This is a genomic window from Bradyrhizobium sp. Ec3.3 (genome assembly GCF_000472925.1).
Lineage (GTDB): Bacteria > Pseudomonadota > Alphaproteobacteria > Rhizobiales > Xanthobacteraceae > Bradyrhizobium.
The window spans coordinates 17829-40289 of sequence record NZ_AXAS01000006.1 but is presented as its reverse complement, the minus strand read 5'-3'; the positions used below and the strand labels follow the sequence as shown (position 1 = coordinate 40289).

Sequence of the window (22461 nt, the reverse complement as noted above, 5' to 3'; positions counted from 1 at the left end):
GACCTGGAGAAATTCATGGCTAAGGAAGAGCTGATCCAGTTCGAAGGACTGGTCACCGAAATCCTCCCCGACGCGCGCTACCGCGTGCAGCTCGACGCCGGGCACGAGATCGTTGCCTACACCGCCGGCAAGATGAAGAAGAACCGCATCAAGACGCTGGCGGGCGACCGCGTGACGGTGGAGATGTCGCCCTACGACCTGGAGAAAGGACGGTTGATTTTCCGCCACAAGGACGAACGTCCGGGTCCGACCGGCGGCCCGCCGCGGGGCGGGGCTCAGCGCGGCGGACAGTTCCGCCGCCGTTAAGGCCTGCGGCCACGCCGCGGTACGGAAATAAAGTCCTGGCCTGATGCGATCTGCCGCCCACCCGAGCGGCGGATCAAAAAATCGTGCACGTCAGGATTGTTTTGAAATCCCCTTTCCAATAAAATGAATTAATCGATTTTCGGCCGGACGACATTAGCATCCACCGGTACAGCCGGTTCAGACACGCTGACGACCCTTCCAGAAATTCGATCTAACCCGTCCGCGAAAGCGGGCATCGACACTGTGTATCTGAGAAGGGACTACCCCCATGAGCATGGGAACCGTGAAGTGGTTTAACGCGACCAAGGGCTTTGGCTTCATCCAGCCCGACGACGGCGGCAAGGACGTGTTCGTGCACATCAGCGCCGTGGAACGTGCTGGCCTCGGCACGCTGCGCGAAGGCCAGAAGATCTCCTACGAGATCGTGGCCGATCGTCGGTCCGGCAAGTCGGCAGCAGACAACCTCCGCTCCGCCGGCTAAGCCGGCCCCGCTCCAGGCGGACCTGAGCAAACGAAAAGGCCGTGCGTGGCGCGCGGCCTTTTTTCATGTCCGAAGATCCGAGGCGCTCAGTAGGTCGTGCAGCTCGTCGACGGGCTGTAGTAGACGCAAGTCGATTGACGCGGGCGCGTATAGGCGACGTCGCTCAGCGCGATCGCGTTCTTGAGCACGTAGCCGATCGTCGGCGTGTAGACGTAGCTGACCTCGCTGAAGATCACATAGGTGCCGCCGATCGCGAGCGTCGAGGGGATGGTCACCACGGAGGCCTGCGACCGCGGCGAGGATCCCTTGCTCCATTGCACGCGCGCCACCTTGGTCGTGGGATCGACGTAGAGCTCGCTGATCGTCGCCGACGTGACCGAGCTATTGTAGTACGGCGTCATGATGCCGTAGGACGCCGCGAAGAAGTTGGTCATGTCGGTGTCGGCGACCGACGTCGATTGCGAGGTGAGGTCGGACAGCGTGCGTGCCATCATCGTGACCTTGCGATCGATCGCCACCGCCGACGAAACCTCGACGGTACCGAAGAACATCACCAGCATCAGCGGCACCACCACCGCGAACTCGGTCGCCGCCACCGCGCGGCTGTCTCCACAGAAATCGCGCGCAGAGGAGACGGCGTTTCGCCAGATTTTCGCAATCGCCTGCATGGTTCTGCTCCGGGCCGTTGGCATCAGTTGGAGTAGGGTTCGTTCTTGAAGGCAGCCGTCGCGACCAGGAGGCGCTTGTTGCCTGCGAGGTTCGAGGGGTTGTAGCCGAGCCCGGTGACGTAGAGCGGCCACTGGTAGAACAGCCGGACGACCACGATGTCGCCGGCACTGCCCGCGCTATAGCTCGTGCTCGTATCGAAATTGCCGGCCGAATCGATATGGCTCGGCAGCGTGACCGCCGAGAACGACGAAAAGCTCGAAACGTCGACGTAGAGACTGCTGCAATCGAAGAACAGCGCCGGGATCTGGGTGCAGACGTAATTCTTGAACGTCGTCTGCGTGCAGGCGGCGGCCACACCGGAGACCGCGCAGGCCGACACCGAGCCGGTCTGCGCCTGGCCGGTCAGGACCGAGCGCGCGGCATCCTGCGTGACGGTCTCGAGCACCTGGCCTGCGAAGAACATGATCGCGGTCTCGATGATCGCGAACAGCAGCGCGAAGAAGATCGGCGCGACCAGCGCGAACTCGACCGCCGCAGAGCCGCGGCGGTTGCGGCGAAACCGCTGGATCATGCTGCGGATCGAAAACTTCCAGACGGCAGGCGATGGCATCGCAGAAAATCCCCAGCGGCAGCGATCAACCGCCCAACGAAGAGAGAAGCGATTGCCTAAATGTTTCGCAGGATCGGCGGATCACGGCCACTGGCGTCAACAGTGCGTAAACCGGTTTCCGCGACTGCGCCGCCCGATGGAAGCTATTTTCGGCCGCACGCGGGCTTGCAGTTGAGCACCTCCGTGGTGGTGGCGCCCCGATAGACCGTCACGAGGTTGCTGGTGTTGTTCTCGGCAACGACATTCTTCTTCTCGTTGTCGGCAATGCTGCGCAGCGCGAGGGACAGGGTGCCGCTCTGACGCGATGCGGACAGCAATTCGACTTCGCCAGGGGTCAACTCCAGGGTAGCCGTCTTGCCCAGAACCGCATTCTGCCCCTCCTTTTCCTTGGGGGCTTGATCGATCGCGAGAACACGTATGTTGGTCAGAATGGCTTGCGACGAAATGGTGTCGGTCTGAGCTTCCGAGTTGGCGGGCGGTTTCTCGCGCTTTGTGAGAATCACGTCCACGCGATCATTCGGCAATATGAAGCCGCCTGCGCCAGTCTCCGCGGATATCTCGGTTGAAATGGCGCGCTTGCCCGAAGGCAGGATGGCCGCCATGAAGCCAGAACCGTCTGCCCTGACCAGTTTCTGCTCTCGGATCGGCTCGCCCGCGATAAATGGTTGACGGGCAATCGAACCCGTAATTTGCGTGATTGCCTCGGGTCGATCCGGGCGGCGAATAAAATTGCCGCTGGCCGAAGATTGCGTCCACGTCTGCCACTGAAGCTCGTTGGGGCCGACCGTCTGTCCCAATCCGATGTCCGTCTTGGCCACAAGGACCTCAATGGTCGGCAATTGGGCGACTTGTGGAGGCGGGGGCGCACCGCTATCGGTCGAACTGCTTGCGAGATAGGCAGCGAGGGCGCCGGCTACGAGGGCGATCGCTAGAACAATAAAACGCGCGGGCTTCATAACTCTACTCTCACACAACCCCGAGCGGGCTCGCCGCTGCTCCAAGAGTTAGCCAGCTATACGTCAAAGCGACGTTAATGCGCCGGCTTCAACTCGCTGCGAACGGCAATTTCGGCCCTGCCTTACGGCCTTCGGAAGCTCCTCCGGCCTATTCGTCCTAGTGACGGAACGGATAGGCGAGCTGGCCGCCGATCTCGCTCGGCATCTCCGCTTCGTCCTTGCCATAGTCCTGCGGCAGCTCGTTCGCCGGCATCCGGAAGGTCCCGAACAGGATGTCCCAGAGCGGGAAGGTGCCGGCAAAATTGGTATTGCCGCCCTGCTCGAGCGAGGTGTGGTGCCAGCGGTGAAACACCGGCGTCGCCAGCAGATATTTGAACGGTCCGAGCGTCCAGTTGAGATTGGCGTGCACGAAGGCAGAATGGAAGGTGGTGAACGGCCCGAGCCAGATCATCACGTTCGGCGAGATGCCGACGGTGAGCAGCACGACGTCAACGCCGATCGTGCCGAGCACCAGATTTACCGGATGGAAGCGCGCCGCCGAGATCCAGCCCAGCTCCTCCGAGGAATGATGGATCGCGTGGTACTTCCAGAAGCCGCCGCCGTGAAACAGCCGGTGCAGCCAGTACAGCATGAAATCGGACAGGACGACGAACAGCACCGCCTGCGCCCATAGCGGCAGCTCCGACAGCGGACCATGGCCGTTGTCGTAGAAGGCGATCAGTTCGTCAGGACCGTGGATGTTGAAGATGACGCCGGCCGTAACGATCAACAGCCCGATCCGCATCGTGCGCGCGAACACCGGCACGAAGAACCAGTAGCAGATGTCGGTGACGATCTCGCGCTTGCGCCACCACGCCACGCCGGGATTGCAGGCCCAGAAATGCTCGAGCACCGTGAAGACCACCGCGAGCGCCGCGGTAACGGGGATGACCTTTGCGATGGTCTCGCCGAGCATCAAGGCGACGTCCATGGGCAGGCTCGACATCAGCGTCTCACTTCTCATCTGTTCGGCCTTACGCCTACGCTTCGAAATTTAAGGGAGCGTGAAGCCGCTCTGCATATCAGCGGCCTTTCGGGCCGCCGACCGCAAAAGCGGGGGAATTCAGGCGAGCGCCTTAAGGGGAAATTGACTCTGCTGAAAAGCATCGCGCCACGATCGAGTTTCCGTGATCAGGTTAACCGTACCGCAACGGCTGAGCTCTCATCCTCGCAACGCTAGAGAATTGCGCGGAACGAAGCCACCCACACCCACATGGAGATCTACTCATGAAGAACCTCATTGCGCGTTTCGTGAAGGACGAATCCGGCGCCACCGCCATCGAGTACGGCCTGATCGCCGCCGGCATCGCGCTCGCGATCATCACCGTCGTCAACAACCTCGGCACCTCGCTGAACTCCAAGTTCGGCTCGATCAGCAGCTCGCTGAAGTAAGCCTCCGACCAGTTGCAGCAGAGGCCCCGGATACGTCCGGGGCTTTGTCTTTCCGGAAAGCCTCGAGTTCCAGTGGCGTTGCGTAAGACCAGGACCGATGCAGTGTTCGAAACGGCAGCCTCCGCGCATAGCGAGGCGCCGACCCATTGGGTCTGCCTTGCGCTGTTGCTCGCACTGGTCACGCTCGCGGCCCGGATCGCCAGCATCTGGTGATCTCCGCCGCATACCGTTTCAGGTTTGTTTAGCACTGCTGGCTAGAATCCCGCGAGCTCCGATCCCGCGCCGGCCAGCGCTCCCTTAAGAAGCAGATCATGATCCTCGACCTCGCGCGCCTTCTGCTCTTCCCGGCCCTGATAGCCTTCGCCGCCGCGAGCGACCTGTTCACGATGACCATCTCGAACCGGGTGTCGCTGGCGCTGATCGCCGGCTTCTTCGTTCTTGCCCTCATCGGCGGCATGGCGCCTTACGACATGCTGACCCATGTCGGCGCCGGTGCCCTGATGCTGGCCGTCGCGTTCACCTGCTTTGCCATGGGCTGGGTCGGAGGCGGTGACGCGAAAGTCGCAGCCTCCGTCGCGCTGTGGTTCGGCTTTACCCACCTGATGAACTTCCTGCTCTACGCCTCGCTGTTCGGCGGCGCGCTGACCTTGCTGCTGCTGCAATTCCGGCAATGGCCGTTGCCTTACGGACTTGCCGGACAGGCCTGGCTCGCGCGGTTGCACGCCAAGGAGAGCGGCATCCCCTACGGCATCGCGCTCGCGATCAGCGCGCTGATGGTCTATCCGGAGACGGAATGGGTGAAAGCGATTGATCTCGCTCACCTCGCGCTGCGCTGAACACACCGGATAAACCCGGCGTTAAGGCGATTTAGATACGCCTCATTAACCATGCTTTGACGTTTAGCTGGTCAACTGCCATCACGGCGGCGGCAGCGTCGCGGCGTTTTGTGGAAAGTGAAGCGTAATGAATACCGCACGCATTGTCGTCCTGACGATCGCTATCGGTGCCGGCGGCATCGCCGCGTACCTGGCGAGCGGGTCCGACAGCCCGGCGCCGCCCCCGGCCGCGCCGATCGCTCAGCTTCCGACCGCCGACATCCTGGTAGCCAAGTCCGACATCGACCTCGTTCAGGTCGTCAAACCCGAAGACATGCAGTGGCAGACCTGGCCGGTTTCGGCATTCCGAGCCTGATGACCGCACAGAAGTGACGATGGGGATCTTCGATATGAAATGCAGGGGCAATCGGGCGGCGTTGCGGACCAGCATGGTCCGCGCCCTGTCGTTTTCAGCCGCGCTCGCACTGACGCTCAACCCGGCGCTTACCCCGGTCATCGCCGCCGACTATCGCAACGCGGCGCCGATCGCGGCCGACGGCCAGATGAACGCGCGCTTCCTGTCGCTCGGCGTCGGCAAGTCGATCGTGATCGACCTGCCGCGCGACATCAAGGACGTGCTGGTCGCCGATCCCAAGATCGCAAACGCGGTGGTCCGCTCGGCGCAGCGCGCCTATATCATCGGCGCCGCCGTCGGCCAGACCAACATCGTGTTCTTCGATTCCGCCGGCCAGCAGATCGCGGCCTATGACATCGCGGTCAAGCGCGACCTCAACGGCATCCGCGCCGCGCTGAAGCAGGTCGCGCCCAACTCGGACATCCAGATCGACGGTCTCGGCGAGAACGTCATCCTGACCGGCACGGCGGCCACCCCGATCGAGGCCCAGCAGGCCAACGACCTCGCCACGCGTCTTGCCGGCGGCGCCGACAAGGTGGTGAACTCCATCGTGGTCCGCGGCCGCGACCAGGTCATGCTGAAGGTGACGGTCGCCGAAGTCGCGCGCAACATCGTCAAGCAGCTCGGCATCGACCTGTCCGCCAATCTCGCCTACGGCACCGCGGTGGTGAACTTCACCAACGCCAACCCGTTCACGGCTCTTGGTCGCAATCTTGTGGACGGCAACAGCCTGACGACGAAGTTCGGCGGGGCCCCATCGGTGCAAGCCACCCTGCGCGCGATGGAAACCGCGGGCGTGATCCGCACGCTCGCCGAGCCCAACCTGACCGCGATCTCGGGCGAATCGGCGACCTTCATCGCCGGCGGCGAATTCCCGGTGCCGGCGGGCTATGCCTGCGATCCGACGACACACGTCTGTACCAACCAGATCAGCTTCAAGAAGTTCGGCATCTCGCTCAACTTTACCCCGCTGGTGCTGACCGAGGGCAAGATCAGCCTGCGCGTCATGACCGAGGTCTCGGAGCTGTCCAACGACAATTCGATCACGCTGTCGCAGTCGGTCGGCACGAACACGACGAACTCGCTGACGGTGCCCTCGATCAGGACCCGGCGGGCAGAGACCACGCTGGAAATTCCCTCCGGCGGCGCGATGGCGATGGCGGGCCTGATCCAGGAGCAGACCAAGCAAGCGGTCAGCGGCTTGCCCGGGCTGATGCAGCTTCCGGTGCTCGGCACGCTGTTCCGCAGCCGCGATTACGTCAACAACCAGACCGAGCTGATGGTCCTGGTGACGCCCTATATCGTGCGCGCCGTCGCGCAGAAGGACCTGTCGCGTCCAGATGACGGCTTTGCCGCGCCTTCCGATCCGCAGGCCGAGCTGCTTGGCAACATCAATCGCATCTATGGCGTGCCGGGCCGGGTCGATCCCGCGCGGAATTACCGCGGCACCTACGGCTTCATCACGGACTGAGGCGGAACGGGGACTTCGAGAATGGCCACCAGATCACCCCAGAATCGCAACAGCGCCCTTCGCGTCAGCAGCGCGCTCGTCGGCATTGCGATCGCGCTCGGCGCCTGCACTCATACCGATGAGGCGGTCACCGCTTCCATTCCCGACGATTTCAAGCAGCGCCACCCGATCGCGATCGAGGAGCAGAACCGCTCCATCGTCGTCTTCGTCGGTCACGCGCGCGGCGGCCTGACCGCAGCCCAGCGCGCCGACGTCATGGGTCTGGCTTCGACCTGGACACATGAGGGCACCGGCGCGATCCATATCGACGTGCCGACCGACACACCCAATGCGCGCCCGGCTGCGGAATCGCTGCGGGAAATCCAGGCCATGCTGGCCGCCGCCGGCGTGCCGCCGCGCGGCGTCCTCGTGCGCCGCTATCGCCCCGAAGACCCGCGCTTCCTGCCGCCGATCCGCCTGACCTATTCCAGGATCGCCGCGGTCGCGGGTCCCTGCGGGCTGTGGCCGGAGGATATCGGTCCCTCCTCGAAGAACCCGCGATGGTTCGAGAACAAGTCCTATTACAATTTCGGCTGCAGCTATCAGCGCAACATGGCCGCAATGATCGACAATCCGTCGGACCTCGAGCAGCCGCGGCCTGAAACGCCGGCCTACACCATGCGCCGCAGTGAAGCCTTCGAGAAATATCGCAAGGGTCAGACGACGGCGACCGTTTATCCCGAGGCCGAGAAGGCCAAACTCAGCGACACCGGCAAATGATCAGCTACGCTCGCCAGACTCAGGAAGAACAGCCGCAGGGCGCGCCGCCGCCGGCAGAGGAGCATATTGCACCTGCCCCGCGCGTCTCGGTCCAGGCGTTCTGCGAGACCGTGGAGACCGCCGCCGCCGTACAGTCGGCCGGCGAGGACCGCCGCCTCGGCAAGGCTCATCTGAAGATCCAGATGGGCGGCATCGCGGCCGCGGCCGAAGCCTATCGCTCCGCCCCCACACCGAACGTGATCGTCCTGGAGAGCGACGGGCGGGCCGACCTGCTCGGCGGGCTCGACCAGCTCGCCACCGTCTGCGATGCCGGCACCCGCGTCGTCGTGATCGGCCGCATCAACGACGTCATGCTGTATCGCGAGCTCGTACGCCGCGGCGTCAGCGACTATGTGCTGGCACCTGTTGGCCCGATCGACGTGGTGCGATCGATCTGCAATCTGTTCTCTGCGCCGGAAGCCAAGGCGGTCGGCCGCATCATTGCAGTCGTCGGCGCCAAGGGCGGCGTCGGTGCGTCCACCATCAGCCACAACGTCGCCTGGGCGATCGCGCGCGACCTCGCCATGGACGCGGTGGTCGCCGATCTCGACCTCGCCTTCGGCACCGCCGGGCTCGACTACAACCAGGATCCGCCGCAGGGCATCGCGGACGCCGTGTTCTCGCCGGACCGTATCGATACGGCCTTCGTCGACCGTCTGCTGTCGAAATGCACCGACCATCTGAGCCTGCTGGCCGCGCCGGCCACGCTCGACCGGGTCTATGATTTCGGCACCGACGCTTTTGACGCCGTGTTCGACACGCTGCGCTCGACCATGCCCTGCATCGTACTCGACATCCCGCATCAATGGACGGGCTGGACCAAGCGCGCCCTGATCGGGGCGGACGACATCCTGATCGTGGCCGCCCCCGACCTTGCGAACCTGCGCAACACCAAGAACCTGTTCGACCTCTTGAAAGCGGCCCGGCCGAACGACCGGCCGCCACTGTACTGCCTGAACCAGGTCGGCGTCCCCAAGCGCCCCGAAATCGCCGCCACCGAGTTCGCCAAGGCGATCGAGAGCCAGCCGATCGCCTCGATTCCGTTCGAGCCCCAGACTTTCGGCTCCGCGGCCAATAACGGCCAGATGATCGCGGAAATCTCGGCCAACCATAAGACGATCGACATGTTCCTCCAGATCGCCCAGCGCCTGACCGGCCGCAGCGAGACCAAGAAGCAAAAGTCGTCGTTCCTTTCACCCCTGATTGAGAAGTTGCGCGGAAAATAGCCGCCGCATGGAGTTCTTAAGTGTTCGGTAAGCGTAGCGGAACAGACACCGACTTTCGGGCCCCCAAGCCCGGCGCCGTGTCGCCAGAGCCTGCCCAGGCCCCGGCGCCAAGTGTTTCGCGCGCGCCTCCGCCCCCGGCCATCGCCTCGCCGCCGCTGGCGCCGATCAAGGCCCCGCCGCCTCCGCCGATGGAGAGCCGCCGCTCGGACAATTACTACGAGGTCAAGGCGACGATCTTCGGCGCCCTGATCGAGGCGATCGACCTCGCCCAGCTCGCCAAGCTCGATTCCGAGTCCGCGCGCGAGGAAATCCGCGACATCGTCAACGAGATCATCGCGATCAAGAACATCGTGATGTCGATTGCCGAGCAGGAGGAGCTGCTCGACGACATCTGCAACGACGTGCTCGGTTATGGCCCGCTCGAGCCGCTGCTGTCGCGCGATGACATCGCCGACATCATGGTCAACGGCGCCAACACGGTGTTCATCGAAGTCGGCGGCAAGATCCAGCGCACCGGCATCCGCTTTCGCGACAACCAGCAGCTCCTCAACATCTGCCAGCGCATCGTCAGCCAGGTCGGCCGGCGCGTCGACGAATCTTCTCCGATCTGCGACGCCCGTCTCGCCGACGGCTCCCGCGTCAACGCCATCGTGCCGCCGCTCTCGATCGACGGCCCCGCACTCACCATCCGCAAGTTCAGGAAGGACAAGCTGACGCTGGATCAGCTCGTCAAGTTCGGCGCGATCACCCCTGAAGGCGCCGAGATCCTCCAGATCATCGGCCGCTGCCGCTGCAACGTGCTGATCTCCGGCGGTACCGGTTCGGGCAAGACGACGCTGCTCAACTGCATGACAAACTACATCGAGCACGACGAGCGCGTCATCACCTGCGAGGACGCGGCCGAACTGCAGCTCCAGCAGCCTCACGTGGTGCGGCTGGAAACCCGCCCGCCCAACATCGAGGGTGAAGGCCAGGTCACGATGCGCGAATTGGTGCGCAACTGCCTGCGTATGCGCCCCGAACGCATCATCGTCGGCGAGGTCCGCGGACCCGAAGCCTTCGACCTGTTGCAGGCCATGAACACCGGCCATGACGGCTCGATGGGAACGCTGCACGCCAACAACCCACGCGAAGCGCTGTCGCGCTGCGAATCCATGATCACGATGGGCGGCTTCTCCCTGCCCTCGCGCACTATCCGCGAGATGATCTGCGCCTCCATCGACGTCATCATCCAGGCCGCCCGCCTGCGCGACGGTTCGCGCCGGATCACCCACATCACCGAGGTGATGGGCATGGAAGGCGACACCATCATCACCCAGGACATCTTCCTCTATGACCTCGTCGGTGAGGACGCCAACGGCAAGATCATCGGACGGCATCGCTCGACCGGCATCGGCCGCCCCCGCTTCTGGGAGCGCGCCCGCTACTACGGCGAGGAGAAGCGCCTTGCCGCCGCGCTCGATGCGGCGGAAGTGGCAGCGCAGACGTGAGCAGTAACGCACCATGAAGATGCAGGTCCTCGCCCTCTCCTTTCTCGCCACCGCCGCGGTCGGCGGCGTCGCCTGGGTTTTCCTCTATCCGTTGTTGTCCGGCGAACGGAAGGCGGAGAGCCGCCGCGCCTCAATCGGGCGCGCCGAACCCGTCGCCGCCCGGCAGGCCGAGAAGACGCAGCGCTCGCGCCGCGAGCAGGTCGAGACCACGCTCAAGGATCTCGAGGCGCGGCGCCTGCAGGAGAAGAGCGTTCCGCTCAGCGTGCGGCTCTCGCAGGCCGGGCTCGACTGGACGCCGCAGAAATTCTGGATCGTCTCCGCCGCGCTCGGCGGCGCGTTCTTCTTCCTCGCCATGTTCGCCGGCGGCGGGCTGCTGGGGGCCGCGGGCCTTGGCTTCGCCGGCGGCCTCGGCCTGCCGCGCTGGATGCTGAGCTTCCTGAAGAAGCGCCGCGAGAACAAGTTCCTGGCAGCGCTCCCCGACGCCGTCGACGTGATCGTCCGCGGCATCAAGGCCGGCCTGCCGCTGTTCGAATCGATCAAGGTCGTCGCAGCCGATTCGCCGGAGCCGCTGCGCAGCGAATTCCTGGGCATCATCGAGACCCAGGCGATCGGCATGCCGCTGGGTGAGGCCTGCTCGCGTCTCTATGAGCGCATGCCGTTGCCGGAGGCGAACTTCTTCGGCATCGTCGTGTCGATCCAGCAGAAGTCCGGCGGCAACCTCTCCGAGGCACTCGGCAACCTCTCGAAGGTGCTGCGCGACCGCAAGAAGATGAAGGAAAAAATCCAGGCGATGTCGATGGAGGCCAAGGCCTCGGCCGGCATCATCGGCTCGCTGCCGCCGATCGTGATGTTCCTGGTCTATCTCACAACCCCGCAATACATCTCGCTGCTGTGGACCCATCCCACCGGCCAGCTCATGCTGGTCGGCTGCGTCGTCTGGATGTCGATCGGCATCATGGTGATGAAGAAAATGATCAACTTCGATTTCTGACGGTGCCAGTATGGTCGATCTCCTCGTCACGAAACTGCACGACGTTCACTTCATGACGATGCTGCTGGCGGCGATCGCCGCCAGCGCCACCGTCTACACGCTGGTGATGCCGCTGTTCGCCGGCGAGGGCCTTGCCAAGCGCATGAAGGCGGTGGCAAGCGAGCGCGAGCGCATCCGGCAGCGCGAGCGCGACAGGCTCGCCAAGACCGAGAAGGTTTCGCTGCGCCAGACGCCGAAGCAGCTCGTCTCCAAGGTGGTCGAGGACTTCAACCTCACCAAATGGCTGGCGCAGGAGGCCGCGCGCGAAAAGCTCGTGATGGCAGGCTATCGCGGCCAGGCGCCCTACATCACCTTCCTGTTCGCACGCATGGTGACGCCGCTCGTGCTGTTCGTCGGCGCCATGCTCTACGTGTTCCTGATCGCGCATATGCAGCAGTCGCTGCCGATCAAGATCGGCATTTGCGTCGGCGCCGCCTATCTCGGCCTCCAGGCGCCGATGCTGTTCCTGAAGAACGCGATCTCCAAGCGCCAGCTATCGATCAAACGCGCCTTCCCCGACGCGCTCGACCTGCTGCTGATCTGTATCGAGTCCGGCATGTCGGTCGAGATGGCGTTCCGGAAAGTCGCGACCGAGATCGTCGGCCAGTCGATCTCGCTGTCTGAGGAGTTCACGTTGACCACGGCCGAGCTGTCCTACTTGCAGGACCGCAAGGTGGCCTATGAGAACCTGGCGCGGCGTACCGGCCTCGAAGGCGTCAAATCGGTCTGTCTCGCGCTCCAGCAGGCGGAACGCTACGGCACCCCGCTCGGCCATTCCTTGCGCGTGATGGCGCAGGAAAACCGCGACATGCGCATGAACGAGGCCGAGAAGAAGGCCGCCGCACTGCCGCCGAAGCTGACCGTGCCGATGATCCTGTTCTTCCTGCCGGTGCTGTTCGTCGTCATTCTCGGACCGACCGGCATCAAGGTCTCCGAGCTGCACTGACCGTAGAGCGCGATGAGATCAAGCGCGAGGCGCTTGCAAAGGTTCACCTCTGAGCGGCCGCAGCGTTCGACGCAGGCCTTAACTCCTCACCCGGATCGCATCCAAAGATGCGATCCGACCTCTCCCTACGGGAGAGGTGAACCGCGCCTCCGGCTCGCGCCAGAAGCTCGTCTTGTTCTAGCCAGCTATTCGGATTGGCTGAGGGAAGCGACCGGCACCGGCATACGCTTGGCCGGGCTGCGCGTCGTGTCGTTGCGGTTCAGCATTTCCTTGAGGTAGGCGACGTTCGCCGCGGCTTCGTCCGGCGGCAGGTCGGCCTTGACGATGGTCTCGGCCTCCGCGAAGCGTCCCTGCAAGCCGACCACCAGCGCAAGATTCTGCCGCACCCGCGCGTTGGCGCGTGGCGAGGCATAGGCCTGCCGGAGCGTCTCTTCCGCCCGCGGCAGTTCCTTCGTGAGCATGTAGGACAGGCCGAGATTGGACAGGACGCCGGGATCACCGGGCGTGATTTTCAGCGCGCTGACATAGTAGCGGCGCGCCTCCTCGTGCTTGCCCATCTGGTCGAGGCAGGTGCCCTGCACCGAGAGCAGGCGCCAGTCCGGGTTGTCGGGCGAGTGCGCCTTCGACAGCACGTCGAAGGCCTGCTGGAAATTGCCGTTGTCGGCGAGTGCGCGACCATAGAGCGCCAGAAGCGACTTGTTGCCGGGATGGGCGATGGTTGCCTGCTCCAGCACGGCGGCGGCCTGCGCCCGCTGGCCGTTGGCGCGCAACGCCTGGCCATAGGCAAGCGCGGCGTCGGGGTCCTTGGGATTGGCGCGGTAGCGTTCACCATAGACGTCGGCGGCGCGGGCAGGATCTGCGGGCGCTGCGGCTTCCGCGCGCGGCGTCACCGAGCCCGTGATGTCGGCCATGGTCTGGCAGCCGCCAAGGCTTGCGGCCAAGACCGCCACCAGCGAACTGGACGCAAGAAGCCGGGCAACACAAAACCGCTGACGCATGACGCTTTTGACTCTCGAGCCGATTGATCGAGCCGAACGCGCCAGCAATAGACTGTTAACCCTAACGGCCGGTTAACGGAACCGCAGCACGGGGTAGCGCGCCGGCTGGCGGCGGTCGGTCGAGGTCAGTCCCGGGATTTGGTGTCAGCTCTTCCTACGAGCTGCGCGATCAGATCGCCAATGGTGTCGCCAGGCGCGGCTCAATATTCCATGGCCAGCCGCTTCCTCACCTCGTCGATGCGCTTGTCGAGCGCGTCGAAGCGCGCATGAACCGCGCGGTCGTGGAGATAGAAAACGTAGCCGCCGGCGAGGAACGCAAAGATCCAGTGATGATGCTCGACATAGGCGAAGACCGCCTCGATGGCCTGGCCGAAAAACGCGACCACGCTCCAAAGAAATTCCATTGCATTCCCTCCCGGCACGGCTTGTCTTGAACCCGCTCTTGAACCCGCTCTTGGACCCGCCCTTGGACCCGCGGCACTGGCGCCGCGGACGAGTTTTGCCGGAACCTAGCATGGTGACGGCAAGCCGAGTAGCAGCTCGCGAGCGCGCCGGGTGTCGGCAAAGCCGATTGCAGGTGCCACGAAACTCTGCGAAGTCTCTTTTCATCATCTGAATCATCTTGGGGCGGCCCCGCCAATGCCTTCCGTATTCGAGACGTCGTCTGCCGCCATTCCCATCACCTTCGTGACCCAATCGAGCTGGGACCAGGTCGCCGAGACGCTGTCGCCGCCGCAACGCCAGTTCGCAACGGCCAATGGCTTTGCCGGCAAGCCGGGCGCATATCTCGCTTTGCCGGCGCCGGACGGCGCGGTCGCAGGAGTGCTGTTCGGCCTCGAGGACGAAGCCGCACGGTCACGCGACCTGTTCCGGGCAGGCAGCCTGCCGGGCCTGCTGCCGCCAGGCATCTACCGTTTCGCCAATGCGCCGCATGATGCGCGCCTCGCCGCCCTCGCCTTCGCGCTCGGCAGCTACCGCTTTGCCCGCTACCGCAAGGCGGATGCGCCCGACGTCAGGCTGGTGCCGCCCGACGGCGTCGACATTGCCGAAGTTGCTCGGATTGCGGATGCCGCGTATCTGGCGCGCGATCTCGTCAACACTCCCGCCAACGACATGGGGCCGGGGGAACTCGCGGCGGCCGCGCAGGCGCTCGCCGCCGAGTTCGGCGCAAGCTTTGGCTGCATCGTCGGCGACGAATTGAAGGCGCAGAATTTTCCGCTGATCCATGCCGTCGGCATGGCTTCGACCCGCGCGCCGCGCCTGATCGACATCACCTGGGGTAACCCTGCGCATCCCAAGGTCACGCTGGTCGGCAAGGGCGTCTGCTTCGACACCGGCGGGCTCGACCTGAAGCCGTCGAGCGGCATGCTGATCATGAAGAAGGACATGGGCGGTGCGGCCAACGTGCTGGCGCTCGCGCGCATGGTAATGGGCGCCAAGCTCAAGGTGCGGCTGCGCATATTGATCCCCGCCGTGGAGAACGCGGTCGCCGGCAACGCCTTCCGGCCGCTCGACATCTTCCCCTCGCGCAAGGGGATCACGGTCGAGATCGGCAATACTGACGCCGAAGGCCGGCTGGTGCTGGCCGACGCACTGGCGCTGGCGGACGAGGAAAAGCCCGATCTGCTGATCGATCTGGGCACGCTCACCGGCGCGGCACGCGTTGCGCTGGGGCCGGATTTACCGCCCTTTTACACCAATGATGAGACGCTTGCCGCCGACGTCGCGCGCTGCGCCGTGAGGGAGAACGATCCGTTGTGGCGGATGCCGCTATGGCCGGCTTACGATTCCTGGCTGGACTCCAAGACGGCCAATATCACCAACGCGCCGTCGGGCACTTTTGCCGGCTCGATCACATGCGCCTTGTTCCTGCAGCGTTTCGTCGAGCAGGCGAAGAGCTGGCTGCATGTCGACATCTACGCGTGGACACCGTCGGCAAAACCCGCGCGCCCCGAGGGCGGCGAATGCCAGGCCGCGCGCGCACTCTACCTCCTGCTGAGCGAACGCTATGCATGATAAGCGGGTGACGCCGGCACGCGGCGACATCGCCGCGAAATATCTCGAAGGCCAGGTCGAGGCGGATCGCTTCGTCGAGGGCGAAGAGTTCGAGGTGATCGAGGCCATCGCGCCGCTGCGTGAACAGCCGTCGTCGAACGCGATGCTGATGACCGAGGCACTGCGCGGCGAGCGCGTCACGATCTACGATCGCAACGGCGAAGGCTGGGCCTGGGGCCAGCTCGTGAGCGACGGCTATGTCGGCTGGCTTCCCGATGCGGCGCTCGCCAAGCCCGCGGCTGCGCCGACACACAAGGTCAGCGCGCTCCGGACCCTTGCGTTTCCGGGCCCGTCGATCAAGCTTCCGCCATCAGACGCGCTGGTGATGGGATCGAAGGTCGCGGTGACGCGCGAGGATGGCAGCTTTGCCATCACGCATGCGGGCCAATATCTGCCCAAGACACATCTGGCCAACCTCGACCATCGCGAGTCGGATTTCGTCACCGTAGCCGAGCGTTTCGTCGGCACGCCCTATCTCTGGGGCGGCAAGAGCTCACTTGGCATCGATTGCTCCGGCCTGGTCCAGGTTTCGCTGACCGCCGCCGGCATCGGCTGCCCGCGCGACAGCGACATGCAACTGGCCGGCCTTGGGCGAAGCTTGGAGCAGCATGAGAGGACCAAGCTGCAACGCGGCGATCTGATCTTCTGGAAGGGCCATGTCGCGATCGTGCGCGATGCCCATACGATAGTGCACGCCAACGCGCATCACATGGCGACCGAAATCGAGAACACGAATGACGCGATTGCGCGGATCAAGCAGGCCGGCAGCGAGATCGTCGCGATCAAGCGGCTCTAACCCCTGATCGTCATTCCGGGGCACACGAAGCGTCAACCCCAATGCGCAATTGCGCATTGGGGAATCTCGAGATTCCAGGTTCGATGCTTCGCATCGCCTCGGAATGACGGCAACTACGTCGCCACCGATCCATTCCCCGCCGTCTCCAGCCGGAACGCGGCCGCGAACAGCGCGCGCGTGTAGTCGGTCTTCGGACTCTTGAAGAGCTCCGCCGCCTGCCCTTCCTCGACCACCTTGCCGCCGCGCATCACGATCAAATGGCTGGCGAGCGAGGCCACGACGCGCAGGTCGTGCGAGATGAACATGTAGGTGAGATCGCGCTTGCGCTGCAACTCGCGCAGGAGATCGACCATCTGCGCCTGGAACAGCATGTCGAGCGCGCTGGTCGGCTCGTCCAGCACGACGAAATCGGGCTCGAGCACGATCGCGCGCGCAATGCTGATGCGCTGGCGCTGGCCGCCGGAGAATTCGTGCGGATAGCGGAAGCGCGTCTCCGGATTGAGGCCGACATCCTCCAGCGCCTTGACGACGCGCGCCTCACGGTCCTCGCGCGACAGGTTTGGCTGATGCACCGAGAGGCCCTCGCCGACGATATCGGCGACCGACATGCGTGGACTGAGCGAGCCGAACGGATCCTGGAATACGATCTGCATGTCGCGCCGGAACGGGCGCATCTCCTTGAAGCGCAGGCCCTGGATGTCTTTCCCCAGGAAGACGATGCGGCCGTTCGACGAGATCAGCCGCAACAACGCCAGCCCGAGCGTGGTCTTGCCGGAGCCGGACTCGCCGACAACGCCGAGCGTCTCGCCCTTGCGCACCGCGACATTGACGCCGTCGACCGCCTTGATGTGACCGACCGTCTTGCGCAGCAAACCGCGCTTGATCGGGAACCAGACCTTCAGCGCGTCCGCCGACATCACGATGGGCGCGTTCGGCTGGGGCGGCGCGGGGTCCGGCTTCGGCTCAGCCGCGAGCAGGTCACGCGTATAGGGATGTTTCGGCGCCTTGAAGACCTGCTCAACCGGCCCCTGCTCGACGATCTTGCCGCTCTTCATGACGCAGACAGTGTCGGCGATACGGCGCACGATGCCGAGATCGTGGGTGATGAACAGCAGGCTCATGCCGAGACGCGAGCGTATCTCGGCAAGCAGCGCCAGGATCTGCGCCTGCACGGTGACGTCGAGCGCCGTGGTCGGCTCGTCCGCAATCAACAGATCGGGCTCGTTGGCGAGCGCCATCGCGATCATCACGCGCTGGCGCTGACCGCCGGAGAGCTGGTGCGGATAGCTCGCGAGCCGCGTCTCGGGCTCGGGGATACCGACCTGGGTGAGCAGCTCCAGCGTCCGCTTGCGCGCCAGCGCATTGCTGGTCGGATTGTGGAGCTGAATGATCTCGCCGATCTGCGCCTCGATCGTGTGCAGCGGATTGAGCGAGGTCATCGGCTCCTGGAAGATGATGGAGATATCGCTGCCGCGGACGGCGCGCATCTCCCGCTCCGAAAGGTTCAGGATCTCACGCCCCTTGAAGCGGATGCTTCCCGAGGGATGCGAGGCGTTCGGGTAAGGCAGGAGCTTCATGACCGAGAGCGCGCTGACCGACTTGCCGGAGCCGGATTCGCCGACCAGCGCCACGCATTCGCCGCGCTTGATCTGGAACGACACCTTGTCGACGGCGAGCGTCGTGCCTGCGCCCTGGTGGAAGGCCACCGAGAGGTCGCGCACGCTGAGCAGGGGCTGGTTGATCGCGTCCATCGCCCTCACCTGAACGTCTTGCGCGGATCGAAGGCGTCGCGCACCGCTTCGCCGGTGAAGATCAGGAGCGACAGCATGATCGCAACGGCAAAGAAGCCGGAGAAGCCGAGCCACGGCGCCTGCACGTTGGCCTTGGCCTGCGCGAGCATCTCGCCGAGCGACGGCGAGCCGGGCGGCAGGCCGAAGCCAAGGAAGTCGAGGGCCGTCAGCGTCATCACCGACGAGGAGACGATGAACGGCAGGAACGTCATCGTCGCGACCATGGCGTTCGGTAACAGGTGGCGGAACATGATCACGGCGTTGGAGACCCCGAGCGCCCGCGCAGCCTGGATGTATTCGAAATTGCGCCCGCGCAGGAACTCCGCGCGCACGAGGCCGACCAGCGCCACCCAGTGAAACAGCACCATGATGCCGAGCAGGATGAAGAAGCCCGGCGGGAGCACCGCCGATATGATGAGCAGCAGATAGAGATAGGGGATGGCGTTCCATATCTCGATGAAGCGCTGGAACAACAGATCGATCCAGCCGCCGAAATAGCCCTGAACACCGCCGGCGATGATCCCGATGACGGACGAAACGATGGTCAGCGTCAGGCCGAACAGGACGGAGATGCGGAAGCCGTAGATCAGCCGCGCGACCACGTCGCGGCCCTGGTCGTCGGTGCCAAGCCAGTTGTATTCGAGATCACGACAGCTTTTCAGGCCCTTCTTCTCCACCACCGGCTTGCATTGCGCCTCCGTCAGCATCCAGGTCGGCGGCGAAGGCGCGGGCGTCGGCAGGTCGAGATTGTGGGTGTCGTAGGAATAGCGGATCAGCGGCCAGACGATCACGCCTCCCTTGTCCTTGATCAGCTTCTGCAAGTAGGGATCGCGATAGTCGGCCGCGGTCTCGAAATCGCCGCCGAAGGTGGTCTCCGAATAGGTGACGAAGGCCGGCCAGTAGAGACGACCGTCGAACTTGATCATGAAGGGACGGTCGTTGGCGATCAGTTCGGCGAACAGCGAGACCACGAACAGGACCATGAAGATCCAGAACGACCAGTAGCCGCGCCTGTTCGCCTTGAAGTTCTGCCAGCGCCGCCGGTTGAGCGGCGAAGGCTCGAAGGCCTTGCGCGGCGCCGGCGCCACCTCGCCAGCCGGCGATTTGGTCTTGGTCTCGATCGGTGTGGGCGCGATGACCGACATCAGACCTCCCGCGCTTCGAAATCGATCCGGGGATCGATCCACATATAGGTGAGATCGGAGATCAGATTGACCACGAGTCCCATCAGCGAAAAGATGTAGAGGGTGCCGAACACGACGGGATAATCACGGTTGAGAACGCTCTCGAAACCGAGCAGCCCAAGCCCGTCCAGCGAGAAGATGGTCTCGATCAGGAGCGAGCCGGAGAAGAAGGCGCTGATGAAGGCGCCGGGGAAGCCCGCAATCACGATCAGCATTGCGTTGCGGAAGATGTGGCCGTAGAGCACCTGGCGCTCGCTACAGCCCTTGGCCCGCGCGGTCATGACGTATTGCTTTCGGATCTCGTCCAGGAACGAGTTCTTGGTGAGAAACGTCATGGTCGCAAACGCACCGAGTGCCATCGAGATCAGCGGCAAGGTCAGGTGCCAGAAATAATCGAGGATCTTCCAGTACCAGGGGAATTGCGACCAACCGTCCGATGTCAGCCCGCGCAGCGGGAACCAATTGAAGAACGAGCCGCCGGCAAACAGGATGATCAGGAGGATCGCGAACAGGAAGCCGGGAATCGCATAGCCGAGCACGATCACGGCCGAGGTCCAGGTGTCGAACCGCGCACCGTCCTTGACCGCCTTGCGAATGCCGAGCGGGATCGAGATAAGATACGTTATCAGCGTCAGCCAGATGCCGAGCGAAATCGAGACCGGCAGCTTCTCCCTGATGAGCTGAATGACGCTGACGGTGCGGAAATAGCTGGTACCGAAATCGAACCGCGCGAAATTCCAGACCATCATCAGGAAGCGCTCGGGCGCCGGCTTGTCGAAGCCGAACTGCTGCTCCAGCTTTTTGATGAACTCGGGATCGAGCCCCTGCGCGCCGCGGTATTTCGAGTTGACGGCGTCGGCACCGGCGCCAACCTGTCCCGGCGCACGCTGGGCGAAGTCGCCGCCGCCCGAGATGCGCGAGGTGCCGCCGGTGTCGGCGCCGGAGAGCTGCGCGATCACGCGCTCGACCGGACCGCCCGGCGCGAATTGCACGACGACGAAGGAAATGAAGAGGATCCCGAGCAGCGTCGGGATCATCAGGAGAATGCGGCGGGCGATATAGGCGCTCATGAGCTACTTCGCCTGATCGAGCTTGGCGGCCTTGGCGGCGTCGAACCACCACAGGGTCCGTTCGCCGACGTCGCTGGAATAGTCGCTCAACTGGTAGCGCGGCAACTCCTTCGGGTGATCGAACATGTCCCAATAGGCCAGCCGATGGCTGGTGTTGTTCCATTGCGGCACCCAGTAGCGCCCGGCGCGGAACACGCGGTCGATAGCGCGGCAGGCGACCGTCAGCTCATCGCGCGTATTGGCCGCCATCGCTTTCTCCACCAGCGCGTCGATCGCAGGATTGGCGACGCCGGCCAGATTATGGGAACCCTTCGTGGCGGCGCCCTGCGAAGTGAAATAGGTCCGCAGGCTGTCACCGGGGGTCGGCGTCATGCTGATGCGCTCGATCGCGACGTCAAAATCGAACGCTTCGACTCGCGCGCGATGCTGGACGGCATCGACGACGCGCAGACTGGCTTCGATCCCGAGCGTGTTCAGGTTTTTGATGAAGGACGCGTGATGCGGCTGGAACGACGGCTCGTCGATCAGGAATTCGACTGTGAAGACGTCGCCATTCGGCAGCAGACGCTTGCCATCCTTGATCGGCACCTTTGCCTCCTGCAGCAACTGCTGCGCCTTGCGCAGCAGCGCGCGGTCCTGTCCTGAACCGTCCGTCACCGGCGGAACGAAGGGCTCGCCGAACACTTCGTCGGGGACCTGGCCGCGGAACGGCTCGAGCAGCTTCAACTCCTCTGGCGAGGGCACGCCCTGGGCAACGAGATCGGAGTTCTGGAACGGCGAGATTGTGCGCGCATAGGCGCCGTACATGATGGTCTTGTTGGTCCACTCGAAGTCAAACGCGCAATTCATGGCATCGCGGACTTTCACATCCTTGAACTTGTCGCGGCGGGTGTTGATGAACCAGCCCTGGCCGCCCGAAGGCGTTCGGTCCGGCACCTGTTCGCGCTTGACGCGGCCGTCCTTGATGGCCGGAAAATCGTAGCGCGTCGCCCAGATGCGTGAGGTGAATTCCTCGCGATAGAGGTAATTCTTGCCGGTAAAGCCCTCGAACGCGACGTCGCGATCGCGGTAGTACTCGTACCGGATCACGTCGAAATTGTTGCTGCCGCGACAAACCGGCAGGACGGCAGCCCACCAGTCCTTCACCCGCTCGAACTCGATGTAGCGATTGATTTCGAACTTCCCGACCTTGTACGGGCCCGACCCCAGCGGGACATCCGTCGTCGATTCCTCGAACGGCCTCGTCGCGTAATAGGCCTTCGAGAAGATCGGCAAGCCAGCCGCATAGAGCGGCACGTCGCGCGCGCGCTTCTCGGCGAAATTCACCACCACGGTGGCGTCATCGAGCGCCCCGGCGCCCTTGACGTCGCGCATCTGCAACTGGACCAACGGATGGCCCTTCTCCTTCAGCGTATTGATGGAGAAAGCGACATCATGCGCGGTCAACTTCGAGCCGTCGTGAAACCGCGCCTCGGGCCGAATCGTGAAGCGGTAGGCGAGCTTGTCTGGGGAGATCTGCACCGATTTGGCGGCATAGCCGTACATCGCATCGGGCTCGTCGCCGGCATGCGCCATCAACGAGACGAAGGTCAGATCCATGCCCTGTGCGCCCTCGCCCTTGAGGATGAAGGCGTTGAGCGAAGAGAACGTGAAAAAGGATTGGTTGTAGGCGCGCACAGCCGGGATGAGCGAGAGCGTGCCGCCCTTCGGCGCATCGACATTGACGTAGTCGAAATGGTGGAAGTCGGCAGCATATTTGAGATCGCCGAACGCCGAGATGCCGTGCATCTCGGCCGGAATTTCGGCCGGCTCCTCGGATGCCTGCGCGCGGCGCAGCCAGGACGGGCTCAGCGACGCACTTAAGGCACCGCCAGCGCCGAAGGCCAGCACATGCCGGCGTGAAAGCTGCGCCATGCGCGAAAGC

At 64.0% G+C, this 22461-nt stretch carries 23 protein-coding genes and 1 pseudogene; 14 read left to right on the top strand and 10 right to left on the bottom strand.

What is annotated here, in order from left to right; genetic code table 11:
- Positions 1 to 15: 15 nt before the first annotated feature.
- Together infA and YUU_RS0106595 are read left to right on the top strand one after the other, a co-directional pair.
- On the top strand, positions 16 to 306 hold the full coding sequence (infA, locus tag YUU_RS0106600) for a translation initiation factor IF-1 (protein WP_027521693.1): 291 nt from the start codon (positions 16 to 18) through the stop codon (positions 304 to 306).
- Between the two features lie 268 nt (positions 307 to 574).
- Positions 575 to 787, top strand: coding sequence for a cold-shock protein (locus tag YUU_RS0106595; protein ID WP_011084262.1), 213 nt, complete (start codon positions 575 to 577; stop codon positions 785 to 787).
- A gap of 86 nt (positions 788 to 873) precedes the next feature.
- On the opposite strand, the gene YUU_RS0106590 is transcribed toward YUU_RS0106595, so the two are convergent.
- The 4 genes from YUU_RS0106590 to YUU_RS0106575 form a co-directional block, all read right to left on the bottom strand.
- Positions 874 to 1455: a TadE/TadG family type IV pilus assembly protein gene (locus YUU_RS0106590; RefSeq protein WP_027521692.1), complete on the bottom strand. Its 582-nt coding sequence runs from the start codon at positions 1453 to 1455 to the stop codon at positions 874 to 876.
- A gap of 23 nt (positions 1456 to 1478) precedes the next feature.
- Positions 1479 to 2066 (bottom strand): TadE/TadG family type IV pilus assembly protein, encoded by a 588-nt coding sequence (locus YUU_RS0106585; RefSeq protein WP_027521691.1) that lies wholly within the window; start codon positions 2064 to 2066, stop codon positions 1479 to 1481.
- A 143-nt stretch (positions 2067 to 2209) separates the two neighbouring features.
- Positions 2210 to 3022 carry a Flp pilus assembly protein CpaB gene (gene cpaB / locus YUU_RS50085; protein WP_035661420.1) on the bottom strand — a complete coding sequence of 271 codons (813 nt, stop codon included), beginning with the start codon at positions 3020 to 3022 and terminating at the stop codon, positions 2210 to 2212.
- Between the two features lie 157 nt (positions 3023 to 3179).
- Complete coding sequence (locus YUU_RS0106575) at positions 3180 to 4007, bottom strand: sterol desaturase family protein (RefSeq protein ID WP_027521690.1); 828 nt, start codon at positions 4005 to 4007, stop codon at positions 3180 to 3182.
- Positions 4008 to 4288: 281 nt separating this feature from the next.
- On the opposite strand from YUU_RS0106575, the gene YUU_RS0106570 reads away from it, so the two are divergent.
- From YUU_RS0106570 to YUU_RS0106525, 10 genes and pseudogenes are all read left to right on the top strand, one after another.
- Positions 4289 to 4453, top strand: a complete 165-nt coding sequence (locus YUU_RS0106570) for a Flp family type IVb pilin (RefSeq protein ID WP_027521689.1) — start codon at positions 4289 to 4291, stop codon at positions 4451 to 4453.
- Between the two features lie 72 nt (positions 4454 to 4525).
- Entirely contained in the window at positions 4526 to 4666 is a 141-nt protein-coding gene (locus YUU_RS60095) for a hypothetical protein (RefSeq protein ID WP_198031705.1), read from the top strand.
- 98 nt (positions 4667 to 4764) lie between these two features.
- On the top strand, positions 4765 to 5289 hold the full coding sequence (locus YUU_RS0106560; protein ID WP_027521688.1) for a prepilin peptidase: 525 nt from the start codon (positions 4765 to 4767) through the stop codon (positions 5287 to 5289).
- Positions 5290 to 5416: 127 nt separating this feature from the next.
- A pseudogene (locus YUU_RS0106555) lies at positions 5417 to 5629 on the top strand (Flp pilus assembly protein CpaB); the annotation flags it as partial.
- A gap of 49 nt (positions 5630 to 5678) precedes the next feature.
- Positions 5679 to 7154, top strand: coding sequence for a type II and III secretion system protein family protein (locus YUU_RS0106550; RefSeq protein ID WP_027521686.1), 1476 nt, complete (start codon positions 5679 to 5681; stop codon positions 7152 to 7154).
- Positions 7155 to 7175: 21 nt separating this feature from the next.
- Positions 7176 to 7913, top strand: coding sequence for a CpaD family pilus assembly protein (locus tag YUU_RS0106545; RefSeq protein WP_027521685.1), 738 nt, complete (start codon positions 7176 to 7178; stop codon positions 7911 to 7913).
- The gene (locus tag YUU_RS0106540) at positions 7910 to 9178 is read left to right on the top strand and encodes an AAA family ATPase (RefSeq protein WP_027521684.1); all 1269 of its coding nucleotides are present in this window, start codon (positions 7910 to 7912) and stop codon (positions 9176 to 9178) included. Before YUU_RS0106545 ends, YUU_RS0106540 begins: the two co-directional genes overlap by 4 nt.
- A gap of 20 nt (positions 9179 to 9198) precedes the next feature.
- On the top strand, positions 9199 to 10668 hold the full coding sequence (locus tag YUU_RS0106535) for a CpaF family protein (protein ID WP_027521683.1): 1470 nt from the start codon (positions 9199 to 9201) through the stop codon (positions 10666 to 10668).
- Positions 10669 to 10681: 13 nt separating this feature from the next.
- Positions 10682 to 11659 (top strand): type II secretion system F family protein, encoded by a 978-nt coding sequence (locus YUU_RS0106530; RefSeq protein ID WP_027521682.1) that lies wholly within the window; start codon positions 10682 to 10684, stop codon positions 11657 to 11659.
- 10 nt (positions 11660 to 11669) lie between these two features.
- On the top strand, positions 11670 to 12644 hold the full coding sequence (locus YUU_RS0106525) for a type II secretion system F family protein (RefSeq protein WP_027521681.1): 975 nt from the start codon (positions 11670 to 11672) through the stop codon (positions 12642 to 12644).
- Positions 12645 to 12829: 185 nt separating this feature from the next.
- Here YUU_RS0106525 and YUU_RS0106520 read toward each other — a convergent pair whose 3' ends face one another.
- Complete coding sequence (locus tag YUU_RS0106520; protein ID WP_027521680.1) at positions 12830 to 13642, bottom strand: tetratricopeptide repeat protein; 813 nt, start codon at positions 13640 to 13642, stop codon at positions 12830 to 12832.
- A gap of 200 nt (positions 13643 to 13842) precedes the next feature.
- The gene (locus YUU_RS0106515; RefSeq protein WP_027521679.1) at positions 13843 to 14046 is read right to left on the bottom strand and encodes a hypothetical protein; all 204 of its coding nucleotides are present in this window, start codon (positions 14044 to 14046) and stop codon (positions 13843 to 13845) included.
- Positions 14047 to 14281: 235 nt separating this feature from the next.
- On the opposite strand from YUU_RS0106515, the gene YUU_RS0106510 reads away from it, so the two are divergent.
- Positions 14282 to 15658: a M17 family metallopeptidase gene (locus YUU_RS0106510; protein WP_027521678.1), complete on the top strand. Its 1377-nt coding sequence runs from the start codon at positions 14282 to 14284 to the stop codon at positions 15656 to 15658.
- Positions 15651 to 16493, top strand: a complete 843-nt coding sequence (locus tag YUU_RS0106505) for an NlpC/P60 family protein (RefSeq protein ID WP_027521677.1) — start codon at positions 15651 to 15653, stop codon at positions 16491 to 16493. Before YUU_RS0106510 ends, YUU_RS0106505 begins: the two co-directional genes overlap by 8 nt.
- Before the next feature lie 113 nt (positions 16494 to 16606).
- Here the strand turns inward: YUU_RS0106505 and YUU_RS0106500 are convergent, their stop codons facing one another.
- Genes YUU_RS0106500 through YUU_RS0106485 form a run of 4 tightly spaced genes read right to left on the bottom strand, consistent with a single transcriptional unit; the run spans position 16607 to position 22451 of the window.
- The gene (locus YUU_RS0106500; protein WP_027521676.1) at positions 16607 to 18244 is read right to left on the bottom strand and encodes an ABC transporter ATP-binding protein; all 1638 of its coding nucleotides are present in this window, start codon (positions 18242 to 18244) and stop codon (positions 16607 to 16609) included.
- A 5-nt stretch (positions 18245 to 18249) separates the two neighbouring features.
- Positions 18250 to 19428: an ABC transporter permease gene (locus YUU_RS0106495; protein WP_027521675.1), complete on the bottom strand. Its 1179-nt coding sequence runs from the start codon at positions 19426 to 19428 to the stop codon at positions 18250 to 18252.
- Positions 19428 to 20537 (bottom strand): microcin C ABC transporter permease YejB, encoded by a 1110-nt coding sequence (locus tag YUU_RS0106490; RefSeq protein ID WP_027521674.1) that lies wholly within the window; start codon positions 20535 to 20537, stop codon positions 19428 to 19430. Before YUU_RS0106490 ends, YUU_RS0106495 begins: the two co-directional genes overlap by 1 nt.
- A 3-nt stretch (positions 20538 to 20540) precedes the next feature.
- A complete protein-coding gene (locus YUU_RS0106485; protein ID WP_027521673.1) occupies positions 20541 to 22451 on the bottom strand; it encodes an extracellular solute-binding protein in 1911 nt (636 codons plus the stop codon).
- Positions 22452 to 22461: the final 10 nt, after the last annotated feature.